At 61.8% G+C, this 15,643-nt stretch carries 13 protein-coding genes and 2 tRNA genes; 11 read left to right on the forward strand and 4 right to left on the reverse strand.

Going from position 1 to position 15,643, the window contains the following annotated elements; all coding sequences use genetic code 11:
• Positions 1-13: 13 nt before the first annotated feature.
• Entirely contained in the window at positions 14-967 is a 954-nt protein-coding gene (locus LGQ10_RS12575) for a hypothetical protein (RefSeq protein ID WP_226525722.1), read from the forward strand.
• Between the two features lie 58 nt (positions 968-1,025).
• Here LGQ10_RS12575 and dinB read toward each other — a convergent pair whose 3' ends face one another.
• Positions 1,026-2,090, reverse strand: coding sequence for a DNA polymerase IV (dinB, locus tag LGQ10_RS12580; RefSeq protein WP_058436381.1), 1,065 nt, complete (start codon positions 2,088-2,090; stop codon positions 1,026-1,028).
• 291 nt (positions 2,091-2,381) lie between these two features.
• On the opposite strand from dinB, the gene LGQ10_RS12585 reads away from it, so the two are divergent.
• The 4 genes from LGQ10_RS12585 to LGQ10_RS12600 all read left to right on the forward strand — a co-directional run bounded on the left by LGQ10_RS12585 (position 2,382) and on the right by LGQ10_RS12600 (position 6,951).
• Positions 2,382-2,458, forward strand: a tRNA-Met gene (locus LGQ10_RS12585).
• Between the two features lie 205 nt (positions 2,459-2,663).
• Positions 2,664-2,740: transfer RNA gene (locus LGQ10_RS12590), tRNA-Met, on the forward strand.
• 276 nt (positions 2,741-3,016) lie between these two features.
• Positions 3,017-5,659, forward strand: a complete 2,643-nt coding sequence (gene mprF, locus LGQ10_RS12595; RefSeq protein WP_226525723.1) for a bifunctional lysylphosphatidylglycerol flippase/synthetase MprF — start codon at positions 3,017-3,019, stop codon at positions 5,657-5,659.
• Complete coding sequence (locus LGQ10_RS12600; protein WP_226525724.1) at positions 5,659-6,951, forward strand: virulence factor family protein; 1,293 nt, start codon at positions 5,659-5,661, stop codon at positions 6,949-6,951. Before mprF ends, LGQ10_RS12600 begins: the two co-directional genes overlap by 1 nt.
• A 274-nt stretch (positions 6,952-7,225) precedes the next feature.
• Here LGQ10_RS12600 and LGQ10_RS12605 read toward each other — a convergent pair whose 3' ends face one another.
• Entirely contained in the window at positions 7,226-9,067 is a 1,842-nt protein-coding gene (locus LGQ10_RS12605) for a potassium transporter Kup (RefSeq protein WP_413247621.1), read from the reverse strand.
• Between the two features lie 357 nt (positions 9,068-9,424).
• Here LGQ10_RS12605 and rimO point away from each other — a divergent pair, with 357 nt between their 5' ends.
• The 5 genes from rimO (at position 9,425) to tsaA (ending at position 13,368) form a co-directional block, all read left to right on the forward strand.
• Positions 9,425-10,762 carry a 30S ribosomal protein S12 methylthiotransferase RimO gene (gene rimO, locus LGQ10_RS12610; RefSeq protein ID WP_226525726.1) on the forward strand — a complete coding sequence of 446 codons (1,338 nt, stop codon included), beginning with the start codon at positions 9,425-9,427 and terminating at the stop codon, positions 10,760-10,762.
• A gap of 107 nt (positions 10,763-10,869) precedes the next feature.
• Positions 10,870-11,343 carry a GNAT family N-acetyltransferase gene (locus LGQ10_RS12615; protein ID WP_226525727.1) on the forward strand — a complete coding sequence of 158 codons (474 nt, stop codon included), beginning with the start codon at positions 10,870-10,872 and terminating at the stop codon, positions 11,341-11,343.
• Between the two features lie 82 nt (positions 11,344-11,425).
• On the forward strand, positions 11,426-12,136 hold the full coding sequence (locus tag LGQ10_RS12620) for an rRNA pseudouridine synthase (protein ID WP_058436992.1): 711 nt from the start codon (positions 11,426-11,428) through the stop codon (positions 12,134-12,136).
• Between the two features lie 50 nt (positions 12,137-12,186).
• Positions 12,187-12,648 carry a DUF1456 family protein gene (locus tag LGQ10_RS12625; protein ID WP_226525728.1) on the forward strand — a complete coding sequence of 154 codons (462 nt, stop codon included), beginning with the start codon at positions 12,187-12,189 and terminating at the stop codon, positions 12,646-12,648.
• A gap of 24 nt (positions 12,649-12,672) precedes the next feature.
• Positions 12,673-13,368 (forward strand): tRNA (N6-threonylcarbamoyladenosine(37)-N6)-methyltransferase TrmO, encoded by a 696-nt coding sequence (tsaA, locus tag LGQ10_RS12630; RefSeq protein ID WP_058436994.1) that lies wholly within the window; start codon positions 12,673-12,675, stop codon positions 13,366-13,368.
• Positions 13,369-13,437: 69 nt separating this feature from the next.
• Here the strand turns inward: tsaA and fpr are convergent, their stop codons facing one another.
• The gene (gene fpr / locus LGQ10_RS12635) at positions 13,438-14,217 is read right to left on the reverse strand and encodes a ferredoxin-NADP reductase (protein WP_226525729.1); all 780 of its coding nucleotides are present in this window, start codon (positions 14,215-14,217) and stop codon (positions 13,438-13,440) included.
• 119 nt (positions 14,218-14,336) lie between these two features.
• Here fpr and LGQ10_RS12640 point away from each other — a divergent pair, with 119 nt between their 5' ends.
• Positions 14,337-15,263 (forward strand): LysR family transcriptional regulator, encoded by a 927-nt coding sequence (locus LGQ10_RS12640; protein ID WP_058436995.1) that lies wholly within the window; start codon positions 14,337-14,339, stop codon positions 15,261-15,263.
• Position 15,264: 1 nt separating this feature from the next.
• Here the strand turns inward: LGQ10_RS12640 and LGQ10_RS12645 are convergent, their stop codons facing one another.
• Complete coding sequence (locus LGQ10_RS12645) at positions 15,265-15,627, reverse strand: diacylglycerol kinase (RefSeq protein ID WP_011059587.1); 363 nt, start codon at positions 15,625-15,627, stop codon at positions 15,265-15,267.
• Positions 15,628-15,643 lie beyond the last annotated feature (16 nt).

Consider the following 15,643-nt stretch of genomic DNA (forward strand, 5'->3'; position numbering starts at 1 on the left):
AGATAGAGAAGTCATGTTCAAGCGAAACACCTTAAGCCTCGGTGGCGCCGCCTTGTGCGGCGCCCTGCTGGTCAGCGGCTGCGCCAACCAGATGTCGCAACGCAGCGAGCACGAGGAGCGAGTCGAGCGCAAGCTGCTCGACCACAGCCTGCAGATCGATGTCGGTGAGCCTAAGGTGCTTGAGCTGCCGCAACGGCGGGTACGCATCCATGAGCAGAAGTCCTTCGAAGTCACCGAGTTCGAGGTCACGCGCCACTACGATCGCTACACGCCCTACCAACCCTGGCGGGAAATCTACGAGATCCCGCTGGGAGCGGTCGCCCTGGTAGCGGGTGTCGGCGCCAACGTGGTCAATGTATTTGCCCTGGGCAACCTGCCGGACAGCGTCACCAAGGATTGGCTCAGCTACGGCATCTCCGGGGTCAACCCGTTCATGAACATGCCCTCCCATGGCCGTGCCCAGCAGAACCTTGCGGCAATCGACGAAGTCCAGCGCGACAAGCGAGTGGAATATTCGAGCTTGCCGTGGAGCGAGCGCCCGGTACAGGTCAAGGCTGGCAAGCAGAGCTACGAGCTGAGTACCGATCGCAACGGCGTGCTGAGCCTGAACCTCCTGAACGATCCGTTTTCCGAGCAGGACCTCAAGCACATTGGCAAGCTGCAGATCAGTGTCGAGGATGCACAGGATGAAGTGCACTCCGACTCGTCCCTGAGCATCAGCAACGGCCTGCGCAGCAAGTTGGTGGAAGCTCACGCGCTGATCTACGACGACCTCGAGGACGACGAGGTCAGCGAATGGGTACACCGGGTCAAGCGCCTGTCGCAGTTGGGGCTGGAGGAAGAAGCCAGCGAGCTGGAGCAGAGCCTGATCGAGCTGACCCGCAACGATCCGGAACTGCAGAAAGAGTTTCTCAAGGCACTGACCAAAAATGCCGGCCGCCTGGTGGCGGATCCTGGCAGCAATTGACATGGACCGGCGCCAGGGGGATTCCCTGGCGCTCGGCTCGCCCCTCCCCCTTCCCGCCCTACAGCTCCTTGAACAGCTCCAGCTGTTCATGACCGCCACGCAGGTCGTGTAACCGAACCCCAATCCCCAGCAACCGTACCGGCTTGCCACCACGCTTGAAGGCCTGGCTCAGCAACTGCCGATAACTCTCCAGGTCGCGTCCCGCCCCAGCTTGCTCAAGGGTGGTCTGGGTGAAGTCGTGGAACTTCACCTTGACGAAGGGCTTGCCTGGCCGGTAACTGCTGTCGATGCGCGCAATGCGCCCGGCCAGGGTCTCCATCAGCTCGGGCAACTTCTGCAGGCAACTATCGAGATCCGGCAGGTCGGTATCGTAGGTGTTCTCCACACTGATGGATTGCCGACGGCTGTCATTCTGTACCGGCCGATCGTCGATCCCCCGGGCCAGGCTCCACAAACGCTCGCCAAAACTGCCGAATTCACGCACCAGCGCCAACTTGCTCCAGTCACGCAACTGCAGGCAGCTGGCGATGCCCTGCCGGCTCAGCTTGTCGGCAGTGACCTTGCCTACCCCATGCAGCTTGCTCACCGGCAATTCGGAGACGAACGCCTCGACCTGATCGGGCGTGATCACGAACAAGCCATTGGGCTTCTTCCAGTCACTGGCAATCTTGGCCAGGAACTTGTTCGGCGCAACGCCAGCCGAGACCGTGATGTGCAACTGGTTGGATACCCGTCGGCGAATATCCTGGGCAATGCGCGTGGCACTGCCGGAGAAACTCGGGCTGTCGGAAACATCCAGGTAGGCTTCATCCAGTGACAGGGGCTCGATCAAGTCGGTGTAGTCACGAAAGATCGTGTGGATCTCCCTGGAGGCCTCCCGGTAGGCCTCCATGCGCGGCTTGACGATCACCAGATCCGGACACAGCGCCAGCGCATGCCGGGACGACATGGCCGAGCGCACTCCATAGGCCCGCGCTTCGTAATTGCAAGTCGCGATCACCCCCCGCCGCTCCGCAGAGCCGCCGACCGCGAGGGGCTTGCGGGCCAATTGCGGGTCGTCGCGCATCTCGATGGCAGCGTAGAAACAGTCGCAATCGATGTGAATGATTTTGCGCTGCATCATAGAAAGGCAGGGATCATGGAAAACCGCCGGAGTGGACAGGCGCCCAGTATCTAACGACACCTGTATATAGCACCAGTGCCTTGCATCATCCTGCTGGAGCCCGGCGACGCTGCGATAGATTTATCCGCTCAATGAACCGTGAGCCGTCAATAGAGCTCAAACCCCCGCCCCTGCGGGCCCCAAGCTGCCTAAAAAGCCTCACGCAGACCGCTAACCAGTTGAACCGGAAGCACTTTTTTAAAATTAATGATTGACACAATCGCAGCCCCCTGTAGAATTCAGCACATCAGACGCGGGATGGAGCAGTCTGGTAGCTCGTCGGGCTCATAACCCGAAGGTCGTCGGTTCAAATCCGGCTCCCGCAACCAGATACAGAAAAGGCCACTTCTTTGAAGTGGCCTTTTTTTTGCGTTGATTTTTTCCTTTTCCGGGGAGCCCTTCTCTCCCATCCCCAAAAAATCCTTTAGCTGGCCGGGGGTTAAGAGCCGAGCTTGGGGTTCGACACTTATTTGACCCTAATGAGCATTAACAGTTGACACCCGGCCATTCGCCTGTAGAATGCCGCCCCACAGACGCGGGATGGAGCAGTCTGGTAGCTCGTCGGGCTCATAACCCGAAGGTCGTCGGTTCAAATCCGGCTCCCGCAACCACATATCAAAAAAGGCTGCTCGAAAGAGTGGCCTTTTTTGTATCTGTTGAAAAAGCCCTTTCGCAACAATGACCTGGAAAAGCATTGCGAACCCTTGGCGATGCTTCGACTCTTCAGTATGCGAGCTATGCTCTGTCTCGGGCACCCACCTTGCGCCCACTGTGCGAGGTCGCCGGGCCACGCCGAGACACGTTAATATTTGAAATTATTTTTCCACAGGGATTGGTAACTTGGCCGGATACCTCCATCCTGTCGCGCACAATCCACGAGGTGATTGATGCGCGCCAACACGTCTGATTCACAAGACACCGATACCGCTACACAACCCATTACAGCCACTCGTTTGCGCTGGCTGGACCTGCTGAGCAAATATCGCCAGCCGCTCGGCCTGGTCGTGACCCTTCTACTATTCGCCATCGCCCTGATCGCTTGCCGCCACCTGCTCAGCGAACTGGACTTCTATGCCCTGCGCGACTCGATCATGGAAGTGCCCAAGCCGGCCCTGCTCGGCGCACTGGGAGCGACCATCGCAGGCTTCATCATCCTGCTGGGCTACGAGTGGTCCGCCAGCCGTTACGCCGGGGTCAACCTGACAGGGCGTACCCTGGCCCTGGGCGGCTTCACGGCCTTCGCCATTGGCAACGCCATCGGCCTGTCGCTGCTATCCGGCGGCTCGGTACGTTACCGATTGTATGCACGCCACGGCCTGGGGGCTTCCGACGTTGCCCACATGACCCTGTTCGCCAGCCTGTCCCTGGGCTGCGCCCTGCCCCCACTCGCTGCCTTGGCGACCCTGAGCAACCTGCCTGCCGCCTCCGCCGCCCTGCGCGCGCCAGAGGGCCTGCTGGCCGGCATCGCCCTTGCCGTGCTGCTGCTCGGCGCAGTGCTGGCCACTGGACTGTATCGCCGGCGCCTGCCCGAACAGCCCCTGCGCGACAACCTGCTGGTACGCATCGGCCGCCGTACCCTGCGCTTGCCCGGACGCCGCCTGACCTTCCTGCAACTGCTCATCACCGCCCTGGATGTCGCAGCAGCTGCCACCGTGCTGTACCTGCTACTGCCCGAGGCTCCGCCCTTCGGCGCGTTCCTGCTGGTCTACCTGCTCGCCCTGGCCGCCGGGGTACTCAGTCACGTGCCCGGCGGTGTCGGGGTGTTCGAGGCGATCCTGCTCGCCGCCTTCGCCGACAAGCTTGGGGCCGCGCCACTGGCTGCAGCATTGCTGTTGTATCGCCTGATCTATGTCGTGCTGCCGATGCTGGTGGCCTGCGTGCTGCTGCTGATCAACGAAGCCCAGCGCCTGTTCCAGACTCAACAATCGCTGCGTGCCGCATCCGGCATGGCCGCTCCGGTCCTGGCGGTCCTGGTGTTCCTGTCCGGTGTGGTACTGCTGTTCTCCGGCGCCACTCCGGAAATCGATACCCGCCTGCAGCACATCGGTTTCCTGATTCCCCATCGCCTGGTAGACGCTTCGCACTTCGGCGCCAGCCTGATCGGCGTGCTCTGCCTGCTGTTGGCCCAGGGCCTGCGCCGGCGCCTGTCAGCGGCATGGATGCTCACCACCATCCTGCTGCTGGTGGGAGCGGTGCTCTCGCTGCTCAAGGGTTTCGACTGGGAGGAAGCCTGCCTGATGACCCTGACCGCCAGCCTGCTGGCGGTCTTCCGGCGCTCGTTCTATCGCCCCAGCCGCCTGACCGAACTGCCGTTCTCGCCGCTGTACCTGGTGGCCAGCGTCTGCGTACTGGGGGCCTCCACCTGGCTGCTGCTGTTCGCCTACCAGGATGTTCCCTACAGCCATCAGCTGTGGTGGCAGTTCACCCTGGATGCCGATGCCCCGCGCGGCCTGCGCTCATTGCTGGGGGCCGCGGTCCTGCTGCTGGTGGTGTCCCTGACCTGGCTGCTGCGCACCGCACGCCCGGTGATCCATCTGCCCGCCGCTGAAGAACTGGACAAGGCGGCTAGGATCCTCATGGCCTCGTCCCAGCCCGATGGCGGCCTGGCGCTGACGGGCGACAAGGCCCTGTTGTTTCACCCCAACGACGATGCCTTCCTGATGTATGCCCGTCGTGGTCGCAGCCTGGTGGCACTCTACGACCCCATCGGACCGACCCAGCAACGCGCCGAGATGATCTGGCAGTTCCGCGACCTGTGCGACGTGCACCACGCGCGTCCGGTGTTCTACCAGGTACGGGCGGAAAACCTGCCCTACTACATGGACATCGGCCTGACCGCCATCAAGCTCGGCGAAGAAGCGCGGGTCGATCTCAAGCGCTTTGACCTCGAGGCCAAGGGCAAGGAGATGAAGGACCTGCGCTACACCTGGAACCGCGGCTCCCGCGACGGCCTGTCGCTGGAGATCCACGAGCCCGGCCAAGCGCCGATGGACGAGCTGAAGGTAATCTCCGATGCCTGGCTGACCGGCAAGAATGTCCGGGAGAAAGGCTTCTCCCTGGGTCGCTTCAGCAACGACTACCTCAAGTACTTTCGCATCGCGATCATTCGCTTTGAAGGACGCCCGGTGGCCTTCGCCAACCTGCTCGAGACCTACAGCCACGACCTGGCCAGCCTCGACCTGATGCGCGCGCACCCGGATGCTCCGAAGCTGACCATGGAATTCATGATGGTCGGCCTGATCCAGCATTATAAAAATCATGGATATGCCCGCTTCAGCCTGGGGATGGTGCCCCTTTCCGGCCTGCAACCGCGCCGTGGAGCACCGCTGACCCAGCGTCTGGGCTCGATGGTGTTCCGCCGTGGAGAGCAGCTGTACAACTTCCAGGGCCTGCGCCGCTTCAAAGACAAGTTCCAGCCTGACTGGGAACCCCGTTACATGGCCGTGCCCGCAGGGCTGGACCCGCTGGTCGCACTGGCCGACACCGCCGCCCTGATCGCGGGCGGCCTGACTGGATTGGTGAAACGCTGATGATTCAACGTTCTTGGCGGTACCTGCTGGCCACCCTGGTGGTTCTGGCACTGATTGCAGGTGGCGGCTACTGGTGGTGGAATCGCCCCGCACCTGAACCCACCCTGGAGCAACTGCCCCAGGCCGATGGTTCGACCCTGACTCGCGTCACCCCAGGCACCAAGGCCAAGGCCCGCGTAGTGATCGCCGTGCTGCCGGACGCCCCCCTGAGCGACAAGCAATTGCTGACCCTGAGCCGCAGTGGTGCTGCGCAGATCGTCCAGGTGATCCTGCCCAAGGACGATTGCAAGCTGCAGGAGCAGGCCCTGCAAAACGCCCTGCCCCAGCTTGCCGGTCCCGCTACCCTGGTCAGCGGCATCGGCCCGGGCGCGGCCCTGGCCTGGCGCTGGATCGCCACGCAGAACGACGACAAGGCCCAGGCAGTATCGGTGGGTTTCACCATCAACCCGGCGCCGGGTTGCACCGATCCGCTGCCCAAGACCCTGAGTCATGGCCACTGGCTGGTGGCCTGGAACGACAACCCGGATGACGAAAGCGCCGGTTTCGTGCGCGACACCCCCAACGCCACCACCAGCATCAGCGACTACGACATCCACCTGCCCCAGGTACTGAACAACGAGCTGCGCAAGCTGCTGGTAGGCTCGGACAACGGCGGCCTGAACATTCCCGTGGTGGAAGTGCCGGCTGGCCAGGCCAAGGACACCGTGACCCTGTTCCTCTCGGGGGATGGCGGCTGGCGCGACCTGGACCGCGATGTGGCCGGGGAAATGGCCAAGCTTGGCTATCCGGTGGTGGGCATCGACACCCTGCGCTACTACTGGCAGCACAAGAGCCCGGAACAAAGTGCCACCGACCTCACCGAACTGATGCAGCACTACCGGCAGAAATGGGGCACCAAACGCTTCGTGCTGACCGGCTACTCCTTCGGTGCCGATGTCCTGCCGGCCATCTACAACCGCCTGCCCGAAGCCGAGCAGCAACGGGTCGACGCCATTGTCCTGCTGGCCTTCGCCCGTACCGGCAGCTTCGAGATCGAAGTCGAGGGCTGGCTGGGTAACGCCGGCAAGGAAGCCGCCACCGGCCCGGAAATGGCCAAGCTGCCAGCCTCCAAGGTGGTGTGCATCTACGGCGAAGAAGAAGTCAACGAGAGCGGCTGCACCGACAAGACTGCGGTGGGCGAAGCAATGAAGTTGCCAGGCGGCCATCACTTCGACGAGAACTATCCCGCCCTGGCCAAGCGCCTGGTGGGCATCATCGAGAAGCGCCAAGCCAAGGACAGCGCCAACGACTGAAGAAACGTCGGTGACGGGCCACCATCATTCTGCTGGCGCCCGTCGAAGATCGAAGCCCTCCCTGCGAGGGCTTCTTTCTGCCTGCGGCACACAACGGTAATGCCATTCAGTTAAGTAGGAGCGAAGCTTGCTCGCGATGGTCGTCAACGCTAGCGCGCATTCACTGGATAAACGCAGCGCCCTGAAGTCCATCGCGGACACCCCTCTCTCCTACCCTTTCCTTAACTGATCGACATCAGCCGACCAGTGCAGGCATTTGTGTCGCCGCCTATCTTCAAATCTCGACCTGGGTCCCCAGCTCGATCACCCGGTTCACCGGCAGCTTGAAGAAGCGCAGGTTGCCGTTGGCGTTCTTCAACATGAAGGCGAACAGCACTTCGCGCCAGCGGGCCATGCCCACCAGCTTGGAGGCGATCACCGTCTCGCGACTGAGGAAGTAGGTGGTGCGCATCGGGCTGAAATCCAGCTCGTCCAGGTGGCACAGCTTCAGGGCCTCGGGTACGTCCGGCTCGTCGGTGAAGCCAAAATGCAGGATCACCCGGAAGAAACCTTCGCCATAGGAGTCCACCTCGAACCGGCGCTGGGCCGGCACCCGTGGAATATCCTCGTAGACCACCGTCAACAACACCACTTGCTCATGCAGCACCTGGTTGTGCAGCAGGTTGTGCAGCAAGGCGTGGGGCACGGCGTCCGGACGGGCGGTGAGGAACACCGCGGTCCCTTGCACCCGATGCGGAGGCTGCACGCGGATGCTGCCAATGAAGATCGGCAATGGCAGAGCGCTTTCATCCAGACGGTCCACCAGCAACTGCTTGCCGCGCTTCCAGGTGGTCATCAAGACGAACAAGGCAATACCGGCAATCACCGGAAAGGCGCCCCCCTGGATGATCTTCGGCACGTTGGCCGCAAAATACAGGCCGTCCACCAGCAGAAAGCCCAGCAGCACCGGCACGGCAAGCACCGGCGGCCATTTCCACAACAGCAGCATCACCGCCGATACCAGGATGGTGGTCATCAGCATCGTCCCGGTCACTGCCACGCCATAGGCAGAAGCCAGTGCCCCGGAAGACTCGAAGCCCAGGACCAGTAGCACCACGCCGATCATCAACGACCAGTTCACGGCGCCGATATAGATCTGTCCTTGTTCGTCACTGGAGGTGTGCTGGATATACATGCGCGGGATGTAGCCGAGCTGGATGGCCTGCCGGGTCAGCGAGAACGCCCCCGAAATCACCGCCTGGGAAGCGATTACCGTGGCCAGCGTCGACAGGCCCACCAAAGGAATCAGCGCCCAGCCTGGCGCCAAGAGGTAGAACGGGTTGCGCGCGGCCTCGGGGTTCTCGAGCAACAGAGCACCCTGACCGAAGTAATTGAGCACCAGGGCCGGCAGGACCAGGATGAACCAGGCCCGGGCAATCGGCTTGCGACCGAAGTGCCCCATGTCGGCGTACAACGCTTCGGCACCGGTCAGGGCCAGCACTACCGCGCCCAGGATGGCCACACCCATGCCGGGATGAACCACGAAGAAGCGCACTGCCCACATCGGATTCATGGCTTGCAGGACCTCCGGGTGCTGGCTGATGCCATGGACACCCAGCGCGCCGAGCACCAGGAACCAGGTCACCATGATCGGCCCGAAGAGGATACCGATCCGCGCCGTACCGTGACGCTGGATCAGGAACAACCCCACCAGCACCAGCAGCGACAGCGGCACGACCCAATGATCGATACCCTCGAAGGCCAGACCCAGCCCTTCGATGGCCGACAGTACGGAAATCGCCGGGGTGATCATGCTGTCGCCATAGAACAGCGCCGCGCCGATCAATCCGCAGACCACCAGCAGCGTACGCAGTCGCGCATGTCCCGCCGCCGCTCGGCGAGCCAGGGCCGTGAGCGCCATGATCCCGCCTTCGCCCTGGTTGTCGGCCCGCAGCACGAACATCATGTATTTGATCGATACCACCCAGATCAACGACCAGAAGATCAGGGACAGGATCCCCAGCACGCCATCGTGGTTGACAGGAACGCCGTAACCTCCGGAAAACACCTCTTTGAGGGTATAGAGCGGGCTGGTGCCGATGTCGCCATAAACCACCCCGACCGCGGCGACCAGCATGCTCAACGGCCGTGCGGCCGAATGCTCGGTGTCCGCCGCCTGACTACTTGCCTGACCCATCCAATACTCCTGATTCCAGACCCGGCTTCTTAGAATGAAACGCTATGCTTTGGTATTGCAGCATGTGCGGCTTTACTTGTTGTTACACACGTTCGATTGACTACAAGAATTCGCCTATGTGCAACGGCGCGAAGCATAGCGCAGCACTCGTCGTATTTCCCTGCATAAAGCTGGTCAAGTGCGCTGCTCATCGCTAGAATTGCGCACTTTTTGATCAGAGGCGCACAAAGCGCCCGTTCACCGCCAGCGCTTTCATCCAAATCGCCAAGCGGCCAGACACCTACACCGAGGTTAGACATGTCCACCCCTACCGCGCCAGCCAACCCCAAGGTCGGCTTCGTTTCCCTGGGTTGCCCGAAGGCTCTGGTCGACTCCGAGCGCATCCTCACCCAACTGCGCATGGAAGGCTATGACGTGGTGTCCACCTACCAGGACGCCGACGTCGTGGTGGTCAATACTTGCGGCTTCATCGATTCGGCCAAGGCCGAATCGCTGGAAGTGATCGGCGAGGCGATCAAGGAAAACGGCAAGGTCATCGTCACCGGCTGCATGGGCGTGGAAGAAGGCAATATCCGTGACGTACACCCTAGCGTGCTGGCAGTCACCGGCCCGCAGCAGTACGAACAGGTGGTCAGCGCGGTGCACGAAGTGGTACCTCCTAAGCTGGACCACAACCCGCTGATCGACCTGGTACCGCCACAAGGCATCAAGCTGACTCCGCGGCACTACGCCTACCTGAAGATTTCCGAAGGCTGCAACCACAGCTGCAGCTTCTGCATCATCCCGTCGATGCGCGGCAAGCTGGTCAGCCGCCCGGTGGGTGATGTGCTCGACGAGGCCCAGCGCCTGGTCAAGTCCGGGGTCAAGGAGCTGCTGGTGATCTCCCAGGACACCAGCGCCTATGGCGTCGACGTCAAGTACCGCACCGGCTTCTGGAACGGCGCACCGGTCAAGACCCGCATGACCGAGCTCTGCGAGGCCCTGAGCACCCTCGGAGTCTGGGTCCGCCTGCACTATGTCTATCCATACCCGCACGTGGACGAGCTGATTCCGCTGATGGCCGCCGGCAAGATCCTGCCGTACCTGGATATCCCGTTCCAGCACGCCAGCCCGAAAGTGCTCAAGGCCATGAAGCGCCCGGCCTTCGAAGACAAGACCCTGGCCCGGATCAAGAACTGGCGCCAGATCTGCCCCGAGCTGATCATCCGCTCGACCTTCATCGTCGGTTTCCCCGGTGAAACCGAGGAAGACTTCCAGTACCTGCTCAACTGGCTCACCGAAGCCCAGCTGGACCGCGTCGGCTGCTTCCAGTACTCGCCCGTGGAAGGTGCACCGGCCAACGACCTGGACCTGGAGGTGGTGCCGGATGACGTCAAGCAGGACCGTTGGGAGCGCTTCATGGCGCACCAGCAGGCCATCAGCTCGGCGCGCCTGCAACAGCGCATCGGCAAGGAAATCGAAGTGCTGATCGACGAAGTCGATGAGAACGGTGCGGTGGGCCGCTGCTTCTTCGATGCTCCGGAAATCGACGGCAACGTGTTCATCGACGGTGCCGGCGACCTCAAGCCGGGCGACAAGGTCTGGTGCCGGGTGACCGACGCCGATGAGTACGACCTCTGGGCCGAAGTCCTGTAAGACGTAAAAAACTGCCAAGCCCCGCTCTCGCGACGAGATGCGGGGCTTTTTTAGGTCTATCGTTTGCTCTGGACGGTGCTTCAACCTCGGCCCAAGGAGCAGGCGGCATGCGCCAACACTCAGTCATCCATACCCCGAAACTCAGCGACTACCCGGAACTGGCCCGCGTTTGGGAAGCCTCGGTGCGCGCCACCCATGACTTTCTCCCGGACAACTACATCGAACGACTGAAGAACCTGGTGCTGACCCGCTATCTGGATGCGGTGATGTTGATCTGCACCCGTGATCAGCGGCAACGCATCAGCGGGTTCGCCGGTGTCGCGGCGGGCAAGGTCGAGATGCTGTTCATCCATCCGGCCCATCGCGGCCACGGCCTGGGCCGGCAACTGCTGCAGTACGCCGTGGAACATCTGAATGCCCAGCAACTGGATGTCAACGAGCAGAATCCCCAGGCCCTGGGGTTCTACTTCAAGCAGGGTTTCGAAATCGTCGGACGCTCGGAACAGGACGGCCTGGGCCAACCCTACCCTTTGCTGCACATGCGCCTGAAACAACCGGAACTGCAGGCCCGACGCGGCTAATAGCCACAACCGCCAAATGGACCCGCGAATAACCAGCGCCAGGCAGGTACAATAGCTGCCCTCTTTTGTTACGGCCCCTGTCATGACTGACCCGATTCGACTTTCCAAACGCCTCATCGAACTGGTCGGCTGCTCCCGCCGGGAGGCCGAGCTGTTCATCGAAGGCGGTTGGGTCACCGTGGATGGCGAGGTCATCGACGAACCTCAGTTCAAGGTAGGCACACAAAAGGTCGCTCTCGACCCCGAGGCCAAGGCCACCGCTCCGGAGCCTGTGACCATTCTGCTCAACGTGCCCGCTGGCCAGGACCTGGACAGCGCCATGCAGTCCATCGGCGCCGACAGCCTGTCCGAGGAGCACCGCTACGGCAAACGCCCGTTGCGCGGGCACTTCCTGCGCCTGACCGCCTGCGATGACCTGCAGCCCAATGCCAGCGGCCTGCTGGTGTTCACCCAGGATTGGCGGGTGCAGCGCAAGCTGACTGCCGATGCAGCCAAGATCGAGCAGGAATACGTGGTCGAGGTTGAAGGCGAGATGATCGACCACGGCCTCAATCGCCTGAGCCACGGCGTGACCTACAAGGGCCGCGAACTGCCAGCCGTGAAGGCCAGCTGGCAGAACGAAAACCGCCTGCGCTTCGCCTTGAAGAACCCCCAGCCCGGGGTGATCGCCCTGTTTTGCCAGGCCGTCGGCCTGAAGGTCATCGCCATTCGCCGCATCCGCGTCGGCGGTGTATCGATCGGCAAGGTGCCACAGGGCCAATGGCGCTACCTGTCGGCCAAAGAGAAATTCTGACATCCCCCAGCCCGTGCCCTTGTGCCAGGCGCATAGACCAGGACCTCAACATGATCCACAACGATGTACTGCGCAGCGTGCGCTACATGCTCGACATCAGCGACCAGAAGGTCGTCGACATCATCCAGCTCACCGGTTTCAGCGCCAACCTGGAAGATATCGTCAGCTACCTGAAGAAAGACGAGGAAGAGGGTTTCGTACGCTGCCCCGACAAGACCATGGCGCATTTCCTCGATGGCCTGGTGATCTTCAAGCGGGGCAAGGACGATAGCCGTCCCGCGCTGCCGATCGAACTGCCGGTGACCAACAACATCATCCTGAAAAAACTACGGGTGGCCTTCGAACTGAAGGAAGACGACATGCACGCTGTGCTCAAGGCCGCCGATTTCCCGGTGTCCAAACCCGAGCTGAGCGCCCTGTTCCGCAAGTTCGGCCACAACAACTATCGCCCCTGCGGCGACCAGTTGCTGCGCAACTTCCTCAAGGGCCTGACCCAGCGCGTACGCGGCTGAGGCACCCGGACCTCGATCCTGACCATGACCTACAGCGTTTCCCCCATCGGTTTCGTGCGCTCCTGCTTCAAGGAGAAGTTCGCCATCCCGCGCCAGCCGCAACTGGCACCGGCCGCTCGCGGCGTGCTGGAGCTGGTGGCCCCGTTCAACCAGGGCGATGCGGTCCAGGGGCTGGAGCAGGTCAGCCATGTCTGGCTGTTGTTCCTGTTCCACCAGGCCCTGGAGGACAAGCCGCGGCTCAAGGTGCGTCCGCCGCGCCTGGGTGGCAACAAGTCCATGGGGGTCTTCGCCACGCGGGCCACCCACCGGCCCAACGGCATCGGCCAGTCGGTGGTCAGGCTGGACAGGGTCGAGGCGGATCGCCTGTGGCTCTCCGGGATCGATCTGCTGGACGGCACGCCGATCCTGGATATCAAGCCCTATGTGCCCTATGCCGATAGTGTGGCCGAAGCCACCAACGAGATCGCCAGCGCCGCTCCGCTACTGGTTCCGGTGCATTGGCAGGCTCTGGCCCTGGAGCAGGCACGGACGCACGCCCAGCGCCTCCAGGAGCCGCTGGTGGAGCTGATCGAACAGTGCCTGGCCCAGGACCCGCGCCCGGCCTACCAGGTACCAGGCCCTGAACGGGAGTACGGCGCCCAGTTCTGGGACCTGGACGTACGCTGGCACTACCCCGAACCCGGGTTGATTCGGGTCATGGAAGTCGTACCAGCCGAGTAATCCTGCGCAAACAAAAAAGCCCGCGTTGCCTTCACAGGCAACGCGGGCTTTTTGCTTGATGACGGGCGCTTACTTCTCGACGAAGGCACGCTCGATCAGGTAGTCGCCCGGCTCGCGCATGCGTGGCGAGACGCTCAGGCCGAAGCTGTTGAGCACTTCACTGGTTTCATCCAGCATGCTCGGGCTGCCGCACAGCATTGCGCGGTCGTCCTGCGGGTTGATCGGCGGCAGGCCGATGTCGCGGAACAGCTTGCCGCTGCGCATCAGGTCGGTCAGACGGCCTTCGTTCTCGAACGGCTCGCGAGTCACGGTGGGGTAGTAGATCAGCTTCTCGCGCAGGGCTTCGCCGAAAAACTCGTTCTGCGGCAGGTGCTCGGTGATGAACTCGCGGTAAGCGACTTCATTGACGTAGCGTACGCCGTGGCACAGGATCACTTTCTCGAAACGCTCGTAGGTTTCCGGATCCTGGATCACGCTCATGAACGGCGCCAGGCCAGTGCCGGTGCTGAGCAGGTAGAGGTGCTTGCCAGGCTTCAGGTCATCGAGCACCAGGGTACCGGTTGGTTTCTTGCTGATGATGATCTCGTCGCCTTCCTTCAGGTGCTGCAACTGGGAAGTCAGCGGGCCATCAGGAACCTTGATGCTGAAGAACTCGAGATGCTCTTCCCAGTTCGGACTGGCAATGGAGTAAGCACGCATAAGCGGTCGGCCATTGGGCTGTTGCAGGCCGATCATCACGAACTGACCGTTCTCGAAGCGCAGACCCGGGTCGCGGGTGCACTTGAAGCTGAACAGGGTGTCGTTCCAGTGATGAACACTGAGGACACGCTCGTGGTTCATGTTGCTCATGTACGGGGGCTCCTAGAAATTGCCTGCGCTGACCATGAGCGCAATTGCACAGCATTCTAATGGCGGCGACAATATCTGTTAACTGGATTATTAAGATAAGGGTTATCGGTTATATCGATATGCGATTTACTCTCCGTCAACTGCAAGTCTTCGTTGCCGTCGCCCAGCAAGAGAGCGTTTCTCGGGCTGCGGGTCTGCTGGCCCTGTCGCAATCTGCGGCCAGTACCTCCATCACCGAACTTGAGCGCCAATCCAGCTGCCAGCTTTTCGATCGGGCCGGCAAGCGCCTGAGTCTCAATGCCCTGGGCAAACAGCTCCTGCCCCAGGCAGTGGCGCTGCTCGACCAGGCCAAGGAGATCGAAGACCTGCTCAACGGCAAGTCGGGCTTCGGCTCACTCGCGGTCGGTGCGACCCTGACCATCGGCAATTACCTGGCAACCCTGCTGATCGGCAGTTTCATGCAGGTGCACCCGGAGAGCCAGGTCAAGCTCCATGTGCAGAACACTGCGCATATCGTGCAACAAGTGGCCCACTACGAAATTGATCTGGGTCTAATCGAGGGCGACTGCAACCACCCGGACATCGAAGTGCAAAGTTGGGTCGAGGATGAGCTGGTGGTGTTCTGCGCGCCGCAGCACCCATTGGCCAAGCGCGGTCACGCCACCATGGAAGAGCTCACCCATGAAGCCTGGATTCTGCGTGAACAGGGGTCTGGAACGCGACTGACCTTCGACCAGGCCATGCGTCACCACCGTAGCACCTTGAACATTCGCCTGGAGCTGGAGCACACCGAAGCCATCAAGCGCGCAGTGGAATCCGGACTGGGAATTGGCTGCATCTCAAGGTTGGCACTGCGTGATGCGTTTCGCCGCGGCAGCCTGGTGCCGGTGGAAACACCGGGCCTGGATCTGGCCCGGCAGTTCTATTTCATCTGGCACAAGCAGAAGTACCAGACTTCGGCCATGCGCGAATTCCTCGAACTGTGCCGTTCGTTTACCGCCGGGGTACAACGCAGCGACGAAATCGTCCTGCCGAGCATCCCTTGAATCAGATCAGGATCACTGCCCAGACGATGGTGATCATGCTCAGGGCGACAAACTGCGCCGCACTGCCCATATCCTTGGCGTTTTTCGACAATGGGTGACGATCCAGGGAAATCCGGTCGATGGCGGCCTCCACCGCCGAGTTGAGCAGCTCGACGATCAGTGCCAGCAGGCACACGGCGATCAACAGCGCGCGCTCGACCCTGCTGACATTGAGCAGGAAGCTCAGGGGAATCAGGATCACATTGAGCAGCACCAACTGACGGAATGCCGCCTCGCCAGTGAACGCCGCGCGCAAACCATCGAACGAATAGCCGGCGGCGTTAAGGATACGTTTGAGACCGGTTTGACCTTTGAAAGGCGACATAAGCTGGGCAACTGCA

Origin of the sequence: Pseudomonas sp. L5B5, from assembly GCF_020520285.1 — a bacterium.
In the GTDB taxonomy this organism is placed as follows: domain Bacteria; phylum Pseudomonadota; class Gammaproteobacteria; order Pseudomonadales; family Pseudomonadaceae; genus Aquipseudomonas.

Coding starts and splice junctions, on each gene's coding strand:
- LGQ10_RS12575 (WP_226525722.1), top strand. CDS start 14: ATGTTCAAGCGAAACACCTTAAGCCTCGGTGGCGCCGCCTTGTGCGGC.
- dinB (WP_058436381.1), bottom strand. CDS start 2,090: ATGATGCAGCGCAAAATCATTCACATCGATTGCGACTGTTTCTACGCT.
- mprF (WP_226525723.1), top strand. CDS start 3,017: ATGCGCGCCAACACGTCTGATTCACAAGACACCGATACCGCTACACAA.
- LGQ10_RS12600 (WP_226525724.1), top strand. CDS start 5,659: ATGATTCAACGTTCTTGGCGGTACCTGCTGGCCACCCTGGTGGTTCTG.
- LGQ10_RS12605 (WP_413247621.1), bottom strand. CDS start 9,067: ATGCTGGTCGCCGCGGTCGGGGTGGTTTATGGCGACATCGGCACCAGC.
- rimO (WP_226525726.1), top strand. CDS start 9,425: ATGTCCACCCCTACCGCGCCAGCCAACCCCAAGGTCGGCTTCGTTTCC.
- LGQ10_RS12615 (WP_226525727.1), top strand. CDS start 10,870: ATGCGCCAACACTCAGTCATCCATACCCCGAAACTCAGCGACTACCCG.
- LGQ10_RS12620 (WP_058436992.1), top strand. CDS start 11,426: ATGACTGACCCGATTCGACTTTCCAAACGCCTCATCGAACTGGTCGGC.
- LGQ10_RS12625 (WP_226525728.1), top strand. CDS start 12,187: ATGATCCACAACGATGTACTGCGCAGCGTGCGCTACATGCTCGACATC.
- tsaA (WP_058436994.1), top strand. CDS start 12,673: ATGACCTACAGCGTTTCCCCCATCGGTTTCGTGCGCTCCTGCTTCAAG.
- fpr (WP_226525729.1), bottom strand. CDS start 14,217: ATGAGCAACATGAACCACGAGCGTGTCCTCAGTGTTCATCACTGGAAC.
- LGQ10_RS12640 (WP_058436995.1), top strand. CDS start 14,337: ATGCGATTTACTCTCCGTCAACTGCAAGTCTTCGTTGCCGTCGCCCAG.
- LGQ10_RS12645 (WP_011059587.1), bottom strand. CDS start 15,627: ATGTCGCCTTTCAAAGGTCAAACCGGTCTCAAACGTATCCTTAACGCC.